We start from the raw sequence: 19,053 nt of genomic DNA, 5'->3' as shown, positions 1-19,053 counted from the left end.
TGCTTTTTAGTGATTTAAATACCCGATTATCAGGTATTTAAATTAATTGTATGCAATACTACGGTTTTATGGCACTCTAGTTGCCCATGTCGTGTAACTAAAATACACGGTTATGGGAAACAGCACTAGTTTATGTCCAAGTTGTGAGTATTTCAAAACATGTGTACTGACAAAAAATAAAAAGCATATTTGGAACTGCAATGAATTTGAATCCGCGGATTCAAGGGCAGTACCTGGAGGAAATCAAATGGTTTTTAAGAGAGAAGTGAGATTGTTCTAAACAGAAATTTATGATTACAAAATCTAAAACACAATTGAAACAGGGCATGTTGGAGAACGTGATGCGTCAATTCAATCATGCTGCCGATATTATTGGTCTAAATAGTAATATCAGAAAAATACTTAGCATTACCAACAATGAATTACTGATACATTTCCCGGTTAAAATGGACAATGGGGATGTTGAAGTTTTTACAGGATACCGGGTGCAGCACAATAATGCATTAGGACCTTATAAAGGCGGACTTCGTTATCACCCAACCGTAGATATTGATGCGGCAAAGGCGCTTGCCATGTGGATGACCTGGAAAACCTCTTTGGCAGGTCTGCCTTATGGTGGCGCAAAGGGAGGGATTCAAATTGATCCCTCAAAATATTCCAATGCGGAATTGGAAAGGATTACCAGAAGATTTACATATGCATTGGGCGACAACATAGGTCCGGAACACGATATACCTGCCCCGGACGTAAACACAAATTCACAAACCATGGCTTGGATCGTGGATACGTATATGTCTACTAAGTCCCCGGCGGAGCGGTCCAAAAATCAGCATGTAGTAACAGGGAAACCTTTGGGTTCCGGAGGTTCTGAAGGTAGGGACAGGGCTACGGGCTATGGTGTTTTTCTCAATATAAAGCTTTGGGCCGAAAAGAAAAAGGTGAACCTAAAGAGCAAGAGGTTTATTGTTCAGGGATTTGGGAATGTAGGCTATTGGACTGCCTATTTTTTGGAAAACGAAGGTGCTAAATTGGTGGGGGTGCAGGATGCCTATGGAACCATTGCCAATAGCGATGGAATTGAAGTTTCCAAATTGTACCAGTATATGCAGGGCAACAAGGGCAGTATTGTAGGCTATGCGCTGGCGCAAGTGGTAGATAAGGATAGTTTTTTTGAACTGGATTGCGATATATGTATTCCTGCTGCCTTAGGTAATCAAATCACCGCAGATAATGCAGCTAAGATCAAGGCATTTTTAATTGCGGAGGGTGCAAACGGGCCAACCGATGTGGAAGGTGAGGAGATATTGTTGAAAAATGGAGTGGGAATTATACCGGACATCCTGTGTAATTCAGGGGGTGTAATAGGCAGTTATTTTGAGTGGCTACAGAACAGAAACGGAGAGTTATGGCAATTGGAGGAAGTGATGGCCAAGCTGGAAAAGAAGATGAAGGAAGTCTTTGAGAAGGTATATGAAACTGCCGAAAATAGGGATGGGGATATGAGAACTGCAGCCTATATCATTGCTATTGAGAGAATAGAAAAGGCTTATGTTCAAAGAGGGATATTTCCATAAATAAAATAAAAAATACAGAGTTATGAAGTACGGAAATTTAGTGTTGGAGGAGAAGGAGTTCGTCCTATTAAAGCGTCTGGTAAATGTATCCGGGTTTTACACGGATAATACGTATAAGAGTTCCATTGAAAAGTTGACCGAAGAATTGAAGTCTGCGGTTGTTTATAATGAGGAGGAAATGCCCAAAGATGTGATTAGGTTCAATTCTATCGTCACGATCCAGGCAGTCAATGGATGGTCCAAACAATTCCAATTGGTCATTCCTTCCCAAGGTGACTTCAAGAATAGTAAAATATCTATTTTAACTCCCATGGGGGCCGCAGTTATCGGCTATGCCAAAGGGGATAATATTGTATGGGAATTTAGGAATGGGGAGCAGACCCTTAAGGTTGCGGATGTGAAGCAAGAACATAACACCATTAATTCTGATATTTTATTGTAATTATGGAAGTGTTTTATGAACATGACTCGGACGATAGGTTAATTGCCAAAAAAGATGCCCTGGAGCTCAATAATTGGATAGGTCATTTGGTCGACAACGGCAGGGAGTTGGAAATATTGATCAACATTGCCAAAAAATTATCGAATGAAGATGATATGGGCAGTAGGTTGAAAGAATTGGCCATGGAAAACAAATTGCATCTAGGAGTATTCTACAGGTATAAGAGCTCTATGGTAAATTTACATGAATGCGAAGATATGGAGTGTGATATATACTATGTAAACAAGCATGAGGAATATCGTAATCTTTATAAGGCCATTTTACAGGAGGCACACAAATTGAAAGAAGAATTATATACGAAGATTTTGATAAAACTATGATGTTGTTTTGTTAGCAGTCTGTTTGTTGGTTTTAATATTAGAGTTTTGGCTGTTAATGCACAAGGGGAAGCAATGCTTCCCCTTGTTTTTTTAGGAACATTGAGTAATATGTATAGGCGGATACCTTTGGATTATCGCTCTTCCACAATTGGGGTAAAGTCAATTATTTTTTGATAAGAGCAAAGCAATTTTTGTCGTTTACAATAGTTTTGGGAAAAATAAGTTGTTCGGAGCATACTGTGCCTGAAGCTATTAGTTTATATCTTCAGAATTATAGGAAGCACATCATACTTTTTGCACACTTTCAACGTATATATGTTCAAATTATAAATATGAAAATTATGCATTTAAAAAAGTTTATAGTCTTAGCGTTTATTTCTGTCGGTTTTGTTAGCTCCTGTTCCGTATCCAAAGCGGCAAGACAGGACAGAAGTGCTTTGAGCGGTAACTGGATTTTGAACAATGTTTCCTATCAAGGCGGCCAGGGAAAATTCAAATCGGTTCTTTTTAATGATTCCGATGCCACTTGTTTTGAGGGCAGTACCTGGTTTTTTAGAAATAATAACAGTACAGGGAGTTATATGTTGGGCAATGGTGCTAATTGTGATGGTGCTGAGCGCTTTATCCGTTGGTCTGTTGTAGATAGGCCAGGAATGAACAGTCAGTTGCAATTTAAGTTTATAGACGAGAAGTATAAAGATATTTCAGGAGGTTTGGGATATAGGTTGGACATTGAACAACTCACCGATCAACAGTTGAGAATGACCTCAAAAGTATCTGTGGATGGACAGCCGTTGACAGTAGTTTATGAATTTACCAAAAACGACCTGCCCTAATTTCTAATTGCCTGAAATATATAATCAAGCCGATACGCAAATAAGTCGGGATTGGCATGATTTCTGTTTTAAAGGATATTCGTCCTTGAAATATTTGGGATTAACATTAAACAATAAAATCAAATGAAAAAAATAATAGTAAGTAGTTTATCCGTAATCATGATTCTTGCTACGTTTAGTAGTTGTCAAGCAGTAAAGAACACCAATCACAAGCAAAGGGGCGCAGCAACAGGTGCTGCTGGCGGAGCGGTAATAGGCGGTGTTCTTGGTAACAATGTTGGAAAAGGTAATAATACGGCTCTAGGAGCCATTATTGGAGCAGTGGTAGGTGGTGTTGCCGGTGGTTATATCGGCGATAGAATGGACCGTCAGGCAGAACGAATTGAAGAAGAGATTCCTGGAGCTGAGGTAGTCAGGGTAGGTGAAGGAATAAATGTAACCTTTAATGAGGATGCCGGTGTTTACTTTGATACCAATAAATCTGATGTTAAGGGTACTTCGGCAGCAACATTGGATAGATTGGTTGGGATTTTAAAAGAATATCCGGACACCAACATATTGGTGGAGGGCCATACTGATAGTGCCGGACCCGATGACTACAATCTTAATCTGTCCAAGCAACGTGCGCAGTCTGTAACCAATTACCTAATTACCAATGGTATTTCAGGGAGTAGGTTAACAACAACCTGGTATGGTGAGACGCAACCCAAAGCCGATAACAGTACGGCTGCCGGTAAGGCTAAAAACCGTAGGGTAGAATTGGTAATCGTGGCCAATGAAGCTTTACAACAGGAGGCGTTAGAAAAGGCAAAACAATAAACAGGATACCCTTGTGTAAAACCCGACGTTGATCGTCGGGTTTTTTGTTTATTTTCAGTACCTTTTGTTAATGGATAATTTTGATGTCATTATTGTAGGGGGAGGCCTGGCAGGTCTAACTGCCGCCATACACTTGCGAAGGCAAAACTACGATGTGGCTGTTTTTGAAAGCAAGCCATACCCCCACCATAAAGTGTGTGGAGAGTATATCTCCAACGAAGTGAAACCTTATTTAGAGTTTTTGGGGGTTTCTTTGCCGCAAACCTTTCAATTTAATGAAATGCTCCTGAGTATAGAGCAAGGGAAAGCCTTGAAGGCTAATTTACCCATGGGAGGGTTTGGTCTTAGTAGATATACTTTTGACCACCTATTGTATCAGCGGGCATTGGAATTGGGAGTCAATGTTTTTATTAAAAGTGTAAACTCCATAAAATTTGAAAATAACAAATTTAGGGTCGGTTTGGAATCGGGTCAGGAATACATCAGTAAATTTGTTATTGGAGCATATGGAAAAAGGGGTGTGTTGGATAAGGGACTAGGGCGTTCTTTTATTCAGAAAAAATCGCCATGGTTAGCGGTAAAGGCCCATTATAAATTAGACTCCTTTCCTAATAATTTGGTAGCTATCCATAATTTCAGAGGCGGTTATGGCGGGCTGTCCAAAACGGAAAGTGGGGCGGTAAATTTTTGTTATCTGGTTTCTTATGATAGTTTTAAAAAAGAGAAGGGTATTGCCGACTTTAATCAGAATATAATTGCTAGGAATCCTTATTTGAATGAATTTCTTAATGATGCGGAGATGTTATTTGAGCAACCGCTGACCATAGGACAGATTTCATTTCATAAAAAGAAACCCGTGGAGAATCATATTATCATGTGTGGGGATACAGCGGGTCTTATACATCCGTTGTGCGGCAATGGTATGGCCATGGCCATCCATAGCGCCAAAATAGCTTCGGAGGCTATCAATGCTTTTTTTAAGACCGGGTTATGGAATCGATCCCAGTTAGAGTTGGAATACGACACCCAATGGAAGCATTTGTTTGCCAAGAGGTTGTGGATGGGTAGACAGCTGCAGGCTATTTTGCTGAACCCAAGGCTTTCCAATTTATCCATGGGGATATTGGCGAATTCTCCCTATATTGTAAATAAACTTATCAAAAACACCCATGGAAAAATTATCCAGAGTTAATGAATTTCAAAAGACGTAGTTGCCGTAGAGAGCTTATGGACGATCCTTTATTGGATACCCTTTTGTTACAAAAAGTTTATACAGATATAAATAGGGTCAATACCGTTTTGCATGGTTTTTCACTTACCTTACGGGCTATTGAAAAAATAATTGAAGAAAACCCTCAGAATTCATATACCATAATGGATATGGGCTGTGGGGATGGGGCCATGTTGGCTAAAGTTGCTGCGCATTACAAAAACAAACCTCTGCACTTGGATCTAATAGGGGTAGATTTAAATTCCAAATCTATTGCGCTCGCCAAAGAAAATGCTAAGGAATATTCCAATATAAGATTCCTGGAATTGGATATTTTGGGGCCGGAAGCAAAGAACCTACAATGTGATATCCTACTCTGTACCCTAACAATGCATCATTTTGATTCCTATGAAATACCCATTTTTTTAGATCGATTTGTAAAACTCAGTAGATTGGGCATTGTTATCAATGATTTGCAAAGAAGTAAAGTGTCCTATTATCTATTTCAACTCTTTAGCCTTATTTTTATAAAAACAAAGATTGCGAAACATGATGGTTTGGTTTCCATAAAAAGCGCTTTTACCAAATTGGATTTGGAAGCCTTTTCAATTAATCTACCCCATGTGGAACACGATATTTGTTGGAGATGGGCATTTAGATACCTATGGGTAATGAGAATAAAGGGAAAACAGTTGCCATATGGAAGGGACTAGGATAGTTGCAGTAACCAAATCACTGCCACAATACAGTAGGAACACAAAGGATATTTTGCCTTTTGTGGAGCAATGGTTGCACGGTCAGGATGTACGGTTTCAGCGTAAGGTGCTTAAAATTTTTGAAGGGGCCGCTGTAGACAAACGCTATAGTATAATGAGTCCTGAAGAGGTATTTGAAGCTACCTCTTTTAAAGATAAGAACAATGTCTTTATCCGTGAAGTTAAGAAGTTGGGGAGAACTGTCCTTCAGAGGGCCCTTGATAAAAGTGGGTGGTCGGCAGACAGTCTGGATTATATAATTACGGTTAGCTGTACGGGAATTATGATTCCGTCCTTGGATGCTTATCTAATTAATGATTTGGACCTCAGGAAAGATATTGTTCGTTTGCCTGTTACGGAGATGGGTTGCGCTGCAGGTGTTTCCGGTTTAATATATGCCAGTAATTTTTTAAGATCGAACCCTGGGAAGAGGGCGGCCATTGTAGCTGTTGAAAGTCCAACTGCTACCTTTCAACTCAATGATTATTCCATGGCCAATATGGTAAGTGCCGCTATTTTTGGAGATGGGGCGGCCTGTGTATTGGTATCTTCGGAAAAGAATGCCAAGGGACCAAGAATCGTTGGGGAGGAAATGTATCATTTTCCCGATGCTACACAAATGATGGGTTTCGATTTAACCAATTCGGGCCTAAAAATGATTTTGGATCCTTTGGTGCCGCAGGTAATTTCGGAACATTTCCCAGAAATCATCCACCCATTTTTAAAACGGAATGGAAGTAGTATTGAAAACGTGGACCATTTAATTTTTCACCCAGGTGGAAAGAAAATTGTAGAGACTGTAGAGCAGCTGTTCGGTACCCTGGGCAAGAATTTGGAGGATACCCGGGAAACCCTACGGTTATATGGTAATATGAGCAGCGCCACGGTACTTTATGTGTTGGAGCGATTTATGGAAAAGGATATTCCATTAGGGGATCAAGGTTTATTGTTAAGTTTTGGTCCTGGATTCTCGGCCCAACGGATATTACTGGAATGGTAATAAAACCTGAAATTTAAGAAAGTATTGGATATTGCTTCAACCAAAATTTATAAAGTAATAGTTTAATTAAAGTATTGTTGAATGCTTATTGTAAATGATATAATAAATAAATTACCATATACAGACCCCTTTTTATTCGTTGATGAAATTGATATGGTGAGTGATAACGCTATTGAAGGTCGCTACACTTTTAAAAAGGATGAATTCTTTTATAAGGGACATTTTAAGGAACAACCTGTTACGCCGGGAGTGATTCTCACAGAATGTTGTGCTCAAATTGGATTGGTATGTTTGGGGATCCACTTACTCAATTCGGAAGAGGTGGGATCAAGGGATTTCCAGGTGGCACTAAGCAGTTCCGATATGCATTTTCTGTTACCTGTATTTCCACTGGAGACGGTTATTGTAAAGGCGAACAAGCTATACTTTCGCTTCAATAAGTTGAAATGTGAGGTTAAAATGTACAACCAGGAAACCCAGCTGGTTTGCAAGGGTGTTTTGTCCGGGATGATAAGGAACAATAACATATGAATAGGAGGGTAGTGGTAACCGGACTTGGTATATGCGCGCCTAACGGGGTGGGGCTAGCCAATTTTTATGAGTCAATGCTCAATGGTAGTAGCGGAATTACCTTTCATCAGGAGTTGGCCGACTTGGGATTTGGATGTCAAATTGCAGGAAAACCGGAAATACGGGAAGGTTTAAAGGAATCTTATTTTACTTCATTACAACTTAGGGGGTTAAACTCAAGCGGTGTTGTTTACGGTGTTATGGCCGGAACGGATGCCTGGAAGGATGCGGGTCTTGAAAAGGCGGATAAGGATCAACCTGACTGGGATAGCGGAATTATTTTTGGCACTGGAATTTTGGGAATAGACAAACTAAGGGAATCCATCCATTTAATAGATAATAACAATGCCCGCCGTTTGGGCAGTAATTCCGTAATGCAGACTATGGCCAGTGGTATCAGTGCTTATCTCGGTGGCATTTTGGGATGTGGAAATCAGGTAACCACCAATTCCTCGGCATGTGCTACGGGTACTGAAGGGGTAATTATGGGGATGGAACGGATAAGGGCAGGAAAAGCAGAAAGGATGTTGGTAGGAAGTTGTAATGACAGCGGACCGTATATTTGGGGCGGTTTTGATGCTATGCGCATATTGCCCTTCAATTACAATGATAATCCCCAAGAGGCCAGTAGGCCCATGAGCGCAAGTGCTTCCGGGTTTGTTCCTGGTAGTGGGGCAGGTGCCATGGTGTTGGAGTCATTGTCGAGTGCTTTGGAGAGAGGGGCCAAAATATATGCGGAGGTTTTGGGAGGTGCAATCAATAGTGGCGGACAACGGGGTGTAGGAAGTATGACCGCTCCAAACAGTCTAGCGGTACAGAAATGTATTTTGGAGGCACTTATGGATGCCGGGGTGGATAAATCTGAAGTGGACGTTATTAATGGACATTTAACGGCTACATCAAAAGACGCAGACGAAATTAGAAATTGGAGTGAGGCCTTGGGGCGAACAGGTGTGGATTTTCCTTTCATAAACACTACAAAAGGACTGGTAGGCCACTGTTTGGCCGCTTCCGGCAGTGTTGAATGTGTCGCTTCCTTGCTACAATACCGCGAAGGATTGGTTTTTGGGAATCGAAACTGTCAGGACCTGCATCCTGAGATCCTGGCTTTGGTGGATGCCTCCAGAATACCCTTAACAACCATTTCCCATACACCTGGAATAATGGCAAAAGCAAGTTTTGGTTTTGGAGATGTAAACGCCTGTGTTATCTTTAATGATTATAAAGAAAAATAACTGTGGAGAGTGATCAACATTTTGAGCAACTGAAGGATATCGTAAAGATGTACCTTCCTGATGATGTTTCTGTGGATGCTATTGTGGTGGATAGTAATTTCGTCAAGGAACTCAATATTAATTCGGCCAATTTGGTCGATATTGTCCTTGATGTAGAGGATGCGTTTGGGATACGTTTGGAAAATGAGGATATGGACAAAATGCAAACCGTACAGGATGCCTTAAATATTATAGCCCAGAAATTACAGCTTAAAAAATAACTGGCACTTTCACTCCCCTTTTTCTTCGGTGATGAGTAGTGAGAAAATTATTCCCCCAACCAAGGATACGGATATCACTGTAAGGGATACCCACTCTGGGATTTCTATATGGTGGGAAAACAACATTTTTAAACCTACAAAAGCTAAAATCACAACTAGGCTATAGTTGATATACCTGAATTTCTCCAGCATTCTGGAAATTAGGAAATACATGGATCGCAATCCCAATATGGCCAAAATATTGGAGCTAAAAACAATAAAAGGGTCGGCCGTAATGGCCAGGATAGCAGGGATGCTGTCCAGTGCAAATAGAATATCCGTTAATTCAATAATTACCAAGGCAACAAATAGTGGGGTAGCGGCAGTAACGCCCATACGTTTTACGAAAAAATCATGGCCATTAATGGATGCCGTAATGGGGTATATTTTTTTTAATCTTTTAAATACGAAGGACTTTTTTGGATCAAATTCGCTGTTGTCCGATTTCAGCATTTTAAAGGCCGTATACAATAGGAATACTCCAAAGACATAAATAATCCAATCAAACTTGGTAATCAGGGCAACCCCGAACACTATCATAACGGCCCTAAAAACTATTGCTCCCAATATTCCCCAGAACAGTACCCGGTGCTGGTAAATGGCCGGAATCTTGAAAGCACTGAATATTACGGCTATCACAAAAACATTGTCTACACTGAGCGATAGTTCAATAAGATATCCGGTTATGTATTTTAGAACAGCATCGTTTGGTGTTAATCCGGTAGGGTTGTCAATGATATTATTGGAGAACAGCCAATAGATAACCCCACTAAAGCTTAGTGCCACGGTTACCCATACTGCGGTCCAAATACTGGCTTCCTTACTTTTAATTACATGCTCATGTTTGTGAAAAACACCTAAATCCAGAGCTAAAAAAATAATGATCAGACCAATAAAAGACCCCCAAACCAACATAATTTATAATATTTAAAGGCACAAATGTAAGTATCATTTTTCAATCACTAGTGCGCACGTATAACATTCTTTTTATGGAAATCGAGTATTGCATTTTGCCGGATTTTGAGGTGGTTGGAACATGGATGGATGTAGAAAATCGATAGAAGGTTATAAAACACGATATACGGTAAGTTTGGGCTGGATTTATGGTACTGTGGGATGCATAAAATGTTATAACTTTAAACAGACACTTTTATGAAAAATGATTAAAGATATATATAGTGCTATAATTGTGCTTGTTATGGTTTTTTTCTTGGTGGATGGCAATGCCCAATCCAAGGAGAGTGACACTTTGGGAAAAAAGCTGAAAGTGGAAAAATGGACGGTACTGGAGGAGTATGAGCCAGACATGATTTTATCTGCCGAAGATCGGATGGCTTTAAAGAAGAAGCGGTTTGTTGAGGTCAAAAGGAGAAAAGGTATTTTGGATACTATGGACATTTCAGAACGTAAAAGAAAAAAGTTGATGAGGGATTTGTACAAAAACCCTTTCTCGGATAGATTGAAGAAAACCTTGGCCGATACCCAATTTGAGGACGATGGGGATTAAAAAAAAGGAAGCTTATAATTTATTGTTATAAAATGGTAAATAAAAATGCCCCGGGAAGTTTCAACTCTTTGCCGGGGCATTTTTTGTGTTCTCATTGTTATTAATTAGGCTAATGTGTTTTCATTTTGCCTTTTCTTTTTTCCAATTGCCGTTCAAGCTCCTCTACTGAAGCAGCAATGGAAACTTCAAATTTAGAGTTGTTGGACTCTGCAAATAATCTGGGGCCTGGTGCACTTAGCCGTATGTTACAAATTAAACCGGTATCTGGTGAGGAAGTATTCTCTTTTTTAAAGAAAACATCGGCGCGCACTATAAAATCATATTTGTCTTCTAGTTTTTCTAACTTCTTGGTAGCCAATTCTTCTAAACGGGCACTGGCTTTTACATCATCATATACAAAATTGATATTCATATTTAATTGTTTTTAGGTTAACAGACCTAGCAAGATCTAGTATAAATTCTGGAATTTAAGTTAGTCTTTATTTTTAATAAACCCAAGGGAAATTAATGGGAAATTCTCACAATCCTCCTTTCCTTTCGGGAGAACGCTGTGCTGGCCAAATGGATTGTTCCCCAGTTTTGGGGTTAACCGGCAAAATTCTTTTTTCCCTAGAGGCCATTTCTGGATCTTCACTTGCCATATAGGCCAAAATTGCAGTAAGAATTACATTGTTTTTTAAATCGTCAAAAACAATTTTATCATAAGTATCCCTATTGGTGTGCCAAGTATAATTCCAATAGGACCAATGTAAGGAACTAAGTCCAAAAGCAGGGGCTCCGGCAGCTATAAAGGAAGCGTTGTCCGACCCTCCGCCTGCAGGCATTCCAGGAAATGTGGTCTCAATATGCTGGGTTATATCGTCCGGAACGGCCGATAACCATCTGGGAATGTAATCATAGGAATTGGCAAACCCGCCTCCGGATATTTGGACCACTCTCCCCGTACCATTGTCCTGATTAAAAACGGCTTGTACTTTGGCTACAATTTCAGGGTGGTCCTCCACATAAGCCCTAGAGCCGTTCAACCCCTGCTCTTCGCTTCCCCAATGTCCCACCAAAATGGTCCTTTTGGGATTGGGATATAATTTTTTGAGCACGCGCATGGTTTCCATCATTACCAAGGTGCCCGTTCCGTTATCCGTGGCCCCCGTACCGCCATCCCAAGAATCGAAATGTGCCGATAATACAACATATTCATTGGGTTTTTCAGAACCTTTTATTTCCGCTATGGTATTAAAAGTGGGTACGGCACCAAGCTCTTTGGACGCTGCCAAAATTTTAATTTTGGGGCGATTCCCATGCTCAACCAATCTGTAAAGCATGGTATAGTCTTCCAGTTCCAAATCTATTATTGGAATTTTGTCCGTATTGGCACCAAAAATTTTATTGGCGCCAAACCCTTTGGACCAATAGGAACTAACTATTCCCGCAGCTCCAGCTTTTTCCAGGGCAATAGGCAGCGAACGCCTATCGTATCCTATGCGTTGCATATTCGTTGACCATTCATTTTCTTGGGCCTCCCTATCTTTTTTCATATTATAATAAGACTCCGGCGTTGCAAATTCTTCCCAGTTATAATCCGGTCTACCAGTAGGTTCCTTCATGGAGATCATTATAAACTTACCTTTAACGGTGGTTAGCCAATTGTTGAATTCAGCGGAATCGGCAACGGTAGGCAATACCATTAACTCTGCCGTAATACCTTTACGTCCGGTACTTGGACTCCATGCCAGTTGGGTTCCCTTTAAGGTTTGTACTCTAGGTGATACCATGTCTATATGGGTTATTCCCCGTTCCCAGCCCCTCCATTGGCCCCATTGTTCGTTTTTGGCGGCGATTCCCCAGTTGGTGTATTGGGTCACTGCCCAATCATGGGCTTGTTGCATCTGCGGTGTGCCTACCAGTCTAGGGCCAATGACATCCAATAATTGGTGCGCCAAGGCTTCCAACTGTGAATTTTCATGAACTTCGGATACTATTTGAGCTACAATTTTATCGGTAGTCTGGGCAAACCCGGTCTGGATGAAGCTTAAGAGGGACAAGGCAAATAGATGGTAGGTTTTTTTCATTTTTTGAAATTTAAATTAGTAAGCGTCATCAAAATAATAATAATCGAATAGTTAAACTCTGGAATTAAGTTTTAATTATGAATCTACAGTTGCCTTGGAATTATATCATCAATCGCAAAAACGATAGTAATCAAGATTATAAACTCTACCTTTGTCCAAAAATATTGGGAATGAGTACTTTTTCGGATTTTAATATATCTAAGCAATTACATTATGCCATAGAGGATTTGGGATTTGGTTCCCCGACACCTATTCAGCAAGAGGCCTTTTCCGTAATCATGTCAGGTAAGGATATTGTAGGGATTGCACAAACAGGTACAGGGAAGACATTTGCCTATATGTTGCCTCTTTTACAAGAGTTGAAATTTTCGAAACAAGTCAATCCCAGAATTTTGGTATTGGTACCGACAAGGGAATTGGTGTTGCAGGTGGTGGCCAATATTGAAGCCTATTCCAAATATATGAGCGTTAGGGTTTGCGGTATTTACGGTGGGGCAAATATAAATACACAGCGACAGGCAGTTGCACAGGGGTGTGATATCTTGGTGGCTACACCCGGTAGATTGTACGACCTAACACTGGATAGGACCGTTAAGCTCAGGGATATCAAGAAATTGGTCATCGATGAGGTCGATATTATGTTGGATCTTGGTTTTCGTTTTCAGATCACCAATATTTTTGAGTTAATGCCACAGAGAAGGCAAAACATCATGTTTTCAGCTACTATGACCGAGGAGGTCTCCAAATTGATAGGGGACTTCTTTATTGCTCCGGTAAAAATATCGATTGCAGTAAGTGGTACCCCATTGGAAAATATTGAACAAGTGGCCTATGCCGTACCAAACTATTATACCAAAGTAAACCTTTTGGCTTTTCTTTTAAAAGATAAAACCATATACAAAAAGGTGTTGATCTTTGTTTCCAATAAAAGAAGTGCCGATAGATTATTTGAAGCTTTAAAGGAAGATTTTGGGGATGAGGCAGCAATAATACATTCCAATAAAACACAGAATTATAGAATTAGGTCCATCAAACAATTTGATGAAGGTAAAAATAGGATACTGGTTTCCACCGATGTAATGTCCAGGGGATTGGATCTAGAGCAAATCACCCATGTTATTAATTTTGATACCCCAACATTTCCCGAGAACTATATGCATCGTATAGGTAGAACGGGAAGAGCGGAGAAAAAAGGAAACTCCCTGTTGTTGTATACTGAAAAGGAAGAGGAGTTTAAAAATGCCATTGAGAAATTAATGGATTACGAAATACCGTTGTTGGAGTTGCCAAAGGAGGTAAAAATATCAGAGGAGTTGGCACCGGAAGAACGCCCTATAAATTTAGAACATAACAATCCTGTGAGCGCGTCCGAAGCAGAGGCCCGTGGCGCAGCCTTTCATGAGAAAGCGGAAAAAAATAAAAAGGTAAACCAAGGGGGGTCCTATAAAAGGGAAATTGCAAAAAAGTATAAAAAACCGATTACTAGGGGCGATAAAAGATTGGCCCAAAAAAACAAAAAAAGAAAATAATTTTTAACTTAAATTGAGTTATATAGTTACCTCTATTTAATGTATTGCTTTAAATGAATAACGATAAGAACCCTTTGCATGGCATTACCTTGGCCGCGATATTGGAATCCCTGGTAGCTCAATATGGCTGGGAGGAAATGGGTGAAAGAATCAATATTCGTTGCTTTAATAACGACCCCTCTATCAAATCCAGTTTAAAATTCTTAAGACGGACTCCTTGGGCACGGGAAAAGGTAGAACAATTGTACCTAAGATCGCAAAGGAAAAGGAAATAGCGGGAAGTTGCTAAGGGTGTTTACCTAAAAAAAAGATTAAACAACTTTATTAATACGGACAGGAGTCCTGTTCTAGGTTTTTGCTCCAGTAACCTTAACAATTATTAATGTGGTTCAATATTTAACACTATATTTAAATATTTGACAGAAAATAGATCAACGTTTTAGCGATAAAACAATAATAAAAGTATTAAATGAAATCATTTACTGTTGCAGAAATAAGTGAGCTTTTGAATGGGGAGCTTATTGGAGGGTATAATAGGCCGATCATTGGTGCCGAACAAATAGACAGGGCGAAGGATCAGCAAATTACGTTTATTTCCAGTAATAAATATGCGAAACAATGGGATTCTTGCAGTGCTAGTGCTGCCATTGTGTCCAATGCAGTAAAAATACAACCAGGTGCGGATAGAGCTTTTATCAAGGTGGCAAATGCGGATTTGGCCATGGCAAAATTGTTGGAAGCCTTTCAGCCGGTACCGCCTGAAATGGTTGAAGAGATACACCCTAGGGCGGTAGTGCACGAAACTGCGGTTTTGGGCCAGGGTTGTAAGATTGGAGCCGGTAGTTATGTGGGTAAAAATGTAGTTTTGGGAGATGGGGTTATCCTTTATCCCAACGTCACCATTTTTGACGAGAGTATAATTGGCCATGATACCGTGGTTTGGTCGGGCACCGTTATCAGGGAACGAAGTATCATAGGGAATAATTGTATTTTTCATACCAATGTAAGTATTGGAGCCGATGGGTTTGGGTATAGGCCAAGCGAGGATGGTAGGGGTTTGGTGAAAATTCCACAAATAGGCAATGTGGTGATTGGAAATTATGTGGAAATTGGTGCCAATTCCTGCGTGGACCGCGGAAAATTTAGTTCCACAATAGTGGGTGATGGGTGTAAAATCGACAATTTGGTCCAAATCGCCCATAATTGTGTATTGGGGAGGTCCTGTATTATGGCCGGGCATAGTGGTTTGGCTGGTTCGGTGACCTTGGGCGATGGTGTAATCATAGGAGGGAGCGCTTCCATTAAAGACCATACGACCATCAATTCCGGTGCCGTAGTGGGGGCCGGTTCCGGTGTGATGAGCGACGTTCTTCCCGGAAAAACCGTACTGGGATATCCGGCTACGGATTCAAGGGAAATGCTCAAACAATGGGTGGCGTTAAGAAACCTTGTCAAAAACTAATAAAATGCGGGAGCCCAGATTTTATTAGGTACTTAATTTTTTGGGTGTTTTGTTTTGATAAGTGGCCCAATAACCACTTTAATTGGCCGGTGATGATGATGTTCAAAAAAAAATAATCCTTAAATTTTCTAAAAATATTCGTCAAACACCCAACAAAGGGCTTAGTTTTGCAATCCAAAAAAGAGATTATGTCGGAGACTTTGATTGCCAATGCCATTGTAGAAAGAAAAACGGATAAGGAGCTGTACAGCTATCAAAAAGGAGCAATAGACCAGATTTTTGATAAATTTGAAACTGCTCCGGAGGATTATCATCTTTTGTATCAATTGCCCACGGGTGGAGGTAAAACCGTCATATTTTCTGAAATTGTAAGGCAATATCTCAAGCACCACAATAAGAAGGTGCTTATCATGACCCACCGTATAGAACTTTGTAAACAAACTTCTACCATGCTTACCAGTTTTGGGGTGACCAATAAAGTGGTGGACAGTAAGGCGAATTTGGATGATCAGGAGCAATACAGTTGCTTTGTGGCCATGGTGGAGACATTGAACAACAGGCTTCAGGACGATAAGTTGGATATTTCCGATGTTGGGTTGGTGATTATTGATGAGGCACATTATAATTCCTTTACAAAATTGTTCAAGTTTTTTGAGAATTCGTTTGTTTTGGGCGTTACCGCAACCCCTTTGAGTTCCAACAAGGACTTGCCCATGAAAGACAACTATGATGAATTGATCGTAGGGGAGACCATAGAGTCACTTATTGAGAATGAGTTTTTGGCAAGGGCGGAATTTTATTCCTACAATATGGGGCTAACTTCTTTGGAAGTAGGTTCTAATGGGGATTATACGGTTAAATCCTCGGAGGACCTTTATAATAATAGTCAGATGCTCAGCAAGCTTCTGGAGGCTTATGAAAAACACTCCAAAGGTAAGAAGACCTTGATTTTCAATAACGGTATTAATACTTCCCTACACGTTTACGAGACTTTCAGGGCTGCGGGCTATCCAATTGCACATTTGGACAATACAGCCACCAAGAAGCAGCGTAAGACCATATTAAAGTGGTTTAACATGACTCCTAATGCTATTTTGACGTCCGTAAGTATTTTGACCACCGGTTTTGATGAGCCTACCATAGATACCATTATATTGAACCGCGCCACTAAATCCTTAACCCTGTACTACCAAATGATAGGACGTGGTTCCAGGATTTTAAACAATAAATCTACCTTTTCTGTAATTGATCTCGGAAATAATTTCCATCGCTTTGGTCCGTGGGGGGCAGATTTGGATTGGCAGACTATATTTAAATCACCAAATTTTTATGCGGATAGACTTCTAAGTGATGAGGAGCTGGAAAGCAATTTTAAATGGGAAATGCCCGAAGAATTGCGGGCAGAGTTTGCTAAATCCGATGAAGTGTATTTCGATATCAAGGAAACCTATGTAGACTCCATTAAGAATGGGGAGTCATCAAAGGTGGTGCTGGAGCGTTCCATAGCCCAACATGCCAGGATATGTGTTGAAAATAGTGAGGATGTGTATGATGCCCTGGCGCTCTCCAAGATGTTGGGCCCGGATATTGATGATAGAATCCAACGTTATGCCAAGTGTATTAGTAAAAGCACCTATAACTTTCTTAAGTGGCTAACGGATGATTATCATAAAAAATTAAGTACTCATCTGCGTCAAAACTTCGATACCATTTACGAAGATATTCACGGTAGACCACCAGAGGAATAATAGTTGTTTAGGCGGGTACATTTGAAGAAAACACCAATACCTGCGCTTATTCATTTAGCTTGATACAAGGCGCAATTAGTTATATTTTTAGTTTAAGTAAGGTGTTTCAAGGTGTTGAACTACAGTGTTTTTAAATATTCCAATAAGGCTGTTCTTTCAGAGTCTGTTAAATGGTCGCCAAAGATGTGACCTGAATTTCCATATCCCTTTAAAGTAGTATCGTAGGTGTGCTTGTCAACTTTGGTCTGTTCGTTGGTGTAGTTCCAGCCCACTTTTAATTGATCGTAATCCGTATTGTCAAAAGACCTGCTCCATCTGATGGGCCTGTTCTTGCTGTTCAAGACGTCCTCCAGGGTGGGAACCGATCCATTGTGAAAGTAAGGGGCCGTGGCCCATATGCCATCCAAGGGTGGGGCAATATAACCACCTTCCGCTTTTATCTGTAAATTATTTCCATAAGTACCGAACCATCCAGTATTGAACCAATCCATAAAATAATCGTTCATTGGAGAGGATTTTGTGTAATGGTTGGATAGTTCCGGGTCGGTCCCAACAGACTCCAGGGTCACTAGTAAATTTGGATAAGTTGGACTCTCCCCATAGGTACCATGGCAAGTTGCGCACGTATTTTCAAATATTTGTTTGCCTTGAAGAGCTAGATTGGAATCAACGGAAAACGGATACTCAGGGGCTTCCAAAGTCTGTATGTAGGCCAGTACATCTGTCATTTTAGCGTCTATTTCAACGGCTTTGGTTGCGTCACCAAGGGTTAGCAGGCTGGACCCAATAAATGACTTGCAATAATCAAGTCGGCCTATAGCGTGATAAAACATAGCATTCTTTTTCTTGAGCAGCCACCAAGCCGGCACATCTGATGGGATTACCTCTTCCGGTATTTCCACTAACGGGGTGTCCTGCCAAACCAATGTATTCTTGTCCCGATGCGCAATTAATACCTGGGTAATTTTATCAGCGGGATTGGCGCCCCTGGTTGCTGTAATTGTCCTAGGGCCAATAGCTAAAATGCTCTTTCTGAATTGATCGTATGCCAGCCATTCTACGCTTTCTTCACCGCCGTACAATGCCCTAATGCCCGAATTTAATAGCGCAATGTTGCTTGCCCGGTTAACTGTAAAATCCGCGTCATGACTTCCTAGACCAATAATAAATTCATTGTTTATGGAGGAGGCATGGCATGCCATGCAATTAGGGGCAACGACTCTTGCTCCGTTGGGGGCCGATATGGCCGTGTAATCATAAGGTAAGTTTGCATTGTCCCCGGTTCTGTTGAGGCGATTATCCGGAATTACACTGGTCCCTAGCAAAAATGCATCATAGGGAACCCCGGAGCTCATATAATTGCCAGATATTAAATATTCGTATCCTACCGAGGCGTTCCCAGTTCTTTGGGGATTGTCAGGGATTGGGCTGCTTTCTATTAAAGGTTCTTCCACTTCGGGCACTTCCTCCGGTTGATCGGTAGGTTTTTCATTGACAACAATATCTATTAGTTCGTCTTTGCTCTCTTTGGAGCATGATAGGACAAGGGAAAATAGAAATACGATGAAAAGAAGGGGTTTACTTTTTTTCAAAACAAAGGTTTTATGGATAAAACTAG

At 40.5% G+C, this 19,053-nt stretch carries 20 protein-coding genes; 16 read left to right on the top strand and 4 right to left on the bottom strand.

What is annotated here, in order from left to right:
• Positions 1-290 precede the first annotated feature (290 nt).
• The 11 genes from B9Y87_RS08565 to B9Y87_RS08515 all read left to right on the top strand — a co-directional run bounded on the left by B9Y87_RS08565 (position 291) and on the right by B9Y87_RS08515 (position 9,081).
• Positions 291-1,574, top strand: coding sequence for a Glu/Leu/Phe/Val family dehydrogenase (locus B9Y87_RS08565; RefSeq protein ID WP_085498089.1), 1,284 nt, complete (start codon positions 291-293; stop codon positions 1,572-1,574).
• Between the two features lie 22 nt (positions 1,575-1,596).
• A complete protein-coding gene (locus tag B9Y87_RS08560; RefSeq protein ID WP_085498087.1) occupies positions 1,597-2,016 on the top strand; it encodes a GreA/GreB family elongation factor in 420 nt (139 codons plus the stop codon).
• 2 nt (positions 2,017-2,018) lie between these two features.
• Complete coding sequence (locus B9Y87_RS08555; protein WP_085498085.1) at positions 2,019-2,396, top strand: hypothetical protein; 378 nt, start codon at positions 2,019-2,021, stop codon at positions 2,394-2,396.
• Positions 2,397-2,737: 341 nt separating this feature from the next.
• Positions 2,738-3,232 (top strand): lipocalin-like domain-containing protein, encoded by a 495-nt coding sequence (locus B9Y87_RS08550; protein WP_085498484.1) that lies wholly within the window; start codon positions 2,738-2,740, stop codon positions 3,230-3,232.
• Between the two features lie 123 nt (positions 3,233-3,355).
• The gene (locus B9Y87_RS08545; RefSeq protein WP_085498083.1) at positions 3,356-4,051 is read left to right on the top strand and encodes a YiaD family glycine zipper/OmpA-like lipoprotein; all 696 of its coding nucleotides are present in this window, start codon (positions 3,356-3,358) and stop codon (positions 4,049-4,051) included.
• A 70-nt stretch (positions 4,052-4,121) separates the two neighbouring features.
• Positions 4,122-5,243, top strand: coding sequence for an NAD(P)/FAD-dependent oxidoreductase (locus B9Y87_RS08540; RefSeq protein WP_085498081.1), 1,122 nt, complete (start codon positions 4,122-4,124; stop codon positions 5,241-5,243).
• Positions 5,243-5,974 carry a methyltransferase domain-containing protein gene (locus B9Y87_RS08535; RefSeq protein WP_085498079.1) on the top strand — a complete coding sequence of 244 codons (732 nt, stop codon included), beginning with the start codon at positions 5,243-5,245 and terminating at the stop codon, positions 5,972-5,974. The genes B9Y87_RS08540 and B9Y87_RS08535 overlap by 1 nt, the downstream gene beginning before the upstream one ends.
• Positions 5,961-7,016 (top strand): type III polyketide synthase, encoded by a 1,056-nt coding sequence (locus B9Y87_RS08530; protein WP_085498077.1) that lies wholly within the window; start codon positions 5,961-5,963, stop codon positions 7,014-7,016. Before B9Y87_RS08535 ends, B9Y87_RS08530 begins: the two co-directional genes overlap by 14 nt.
• Positions 7,017-7,097: 81 nt before the next feature.
• Entirely contained in the window at positions 7,098-7,547 is a 450-nt protein-coding gene (locus B9Y87_RS08525) for a 3-hydroxyacyl-ACP dehydratase FabZ family protein (protein ID WP_085498075.1), read from the top strand.
• Positions 7,544-8,821, top strand: a complete 1,278-nt coding sequence (locus tag B9Y87_RS08520) for a beta-ketoacyl-[acyl-carrier-protein] synthase family protein (RefSeq protein WP_085498073.1) — start codon at positions 7,544-7,546, stop codon at positions 8,819-8,821. The genes B9Y87_RS08525 and B9Y87_RS08520 overlap by 4 nt, the downstream gene beginning before the upstream one ends.
• 2 nt (positions 8,822-8,823) lie before the next feature.
• Positions 8,824-9,081: a phosphopantetheine-binding protein gene (locus tag B9Y87_RS08515; RefSeq protein ID WP_085498072.1), complete on the top strand. Its 258-nt coding sequence runs from the start codon at positions 8,824-8,826 to the stop codon at positions 9,079-9,081.
• A gap of 9 nt (positions 9,082-9,090) precedes the next feature.
• Here the strand turns inward: B9Y87_RS08515 and B9Y87_RS08510 are convergent, their stop codons facing one another.
• Positions 9,091-10,035, bottom strand: a complete 945-nt coding sequence (locus B9Y87_RS08510; RefSeq protein WP_085498070.1) for a TerC family protein — start codon at positions 10,033-10,035, stop codon at positions 9,091-9,093.
• A gap of 244 nt (positions 10,036-10,279) precedes the next feature.
• Here B9Y87_RS08510 and B9Y87_RS08505 point away from each other — a divergent pair, with 244 nt between their 5' ends.
• Complete coding sequence (locus tag B9Y87_RS08505) at positions 10,280-10,627, top strand: hypothetical protein (RefSeq protein WP_085498069.1); 348 nt, start codon at positions 10,280-10,282, stop codon at positions 10,625-10,627.
• A 109-nt stretch (positions 10,628-10,736) separates the two neighbouring features.
• Here the strand turns inward: B9Y87_RS08505 and B9Y87_RS08500 are convergent, their stop codons facing one another.
• Both B9Y87_RS08500 and B9Y87_RS08495 read right to left on the bottom strand, forming a co-directional pair.
• Positions 10,737-11,039, bottom strand: coding sequence for an HPF/RaiA family ribosome-associated protein (locus B9Y87_RS08500; RefSeq protein WP_072861502.1), 303 nt, complete (start codon positions 11,037-11,039; stop codon positions 10,737-10,739).
• 106 nt (positions 11,040-11,145) lie between these two features.
• On the bottom strand, positions 11,146-12,696 hold the full coding sequence (locus B9Y87_RS08495) for a M20/M25/M40 family metallo-hydrolase (RefSeq protein ID WP_085498067.1): 1,551 nt from the start codon (positions 12,694-12,696) through the stop codon (positions 11,146-11,148).
• Between the two features lie 170 nt (positions 12,697-12,866).
• Here B9Y87_RS08495 and B9Y87_RS08490 point away from each other — a divergent pair, with 170 nt between their 5' ends.
• From B9Y87_RS08490 to B9Y87_RS08475, 4 genes are all read left to right on the top strand, one after another.
• Entirely contained in the window at positions 12,867-14,225 is a 1,359-nt protein-coding gene (locus tag B9Y87_RS08490) for a DEAD/DEAH box helicase (protein ID WP_085498482.1), read from the top strand.
• A gap of 53 nt (positions 14,226-14,278) precedes the next feature.
• Positions 14,279-14,500 carry a VF530 family protein gene (locus tag B9Y87_RS08485; protein ID WP_085498065.1) on the top strand — a complete coding sequence of 74 codons (222 nt, stop codon included), beginning with the start codon at positions 14,279-14,281 and terminating at the stop codon, positions 14,498-14,500.
• 194 nt (positions 14,501-14,694) lie between these two features.
• The gene (gene lpxD, locus B9Y87_RS08480; protein WP_085498063.1) at positions 14,695-15,687 is read left to right on the top strand and encodes a UDP-3-O-(3-hydroxymyristoyl)glucosamine N-acyltransferase; all 993 of its coding nucleotides are present in this window, start codon (positions 14,695-14,697) and stop codon (positions 15,685-15,687) included.
• 188 nt (positions 15,688-15,875) lie between these two features.
• Entirely contained in the window at positions 15,876-17,435 is a 1,560-nt protein-coding gene (locus tag B9Y87_RS08475; protein WP_085498061.1) for a DEAD/DEAH box helicase, read from the top strand.
• Between the two features lie 119 nt (positions 17,436-17,554).
• Here the strand turns inward: B9Y87_RS08475 and B9Y87_RS08470 are convergent, their stop codons facing one another.
• Entirely contained in the window at positions 17,555-19,027 is a 1,473-nt protein-coding gene (locus tag B9Y87_RS08470; RefSeq protein WP_085498059.1) for a c-type cytochrome, read from the bottom strand.
• Positions 19,028-19,053: the final 26 nt, after the last annotated feature.

The organism is Arenibacter troitsensis (assembly GCF_900177645.1).
Classification (GTDB): domain Bacteria; phylum Bacteroidota; class Bacteroidia; order Flavobacteriales; family Flavobacteriaceae; genus Arenibacter; species Arenibacter troitsensis.
The sequence above is the reverse complement of the archived record's forward strand: the minus strand, read 5'-3'. Positions and strand labels throughout refer to the sequence as shown.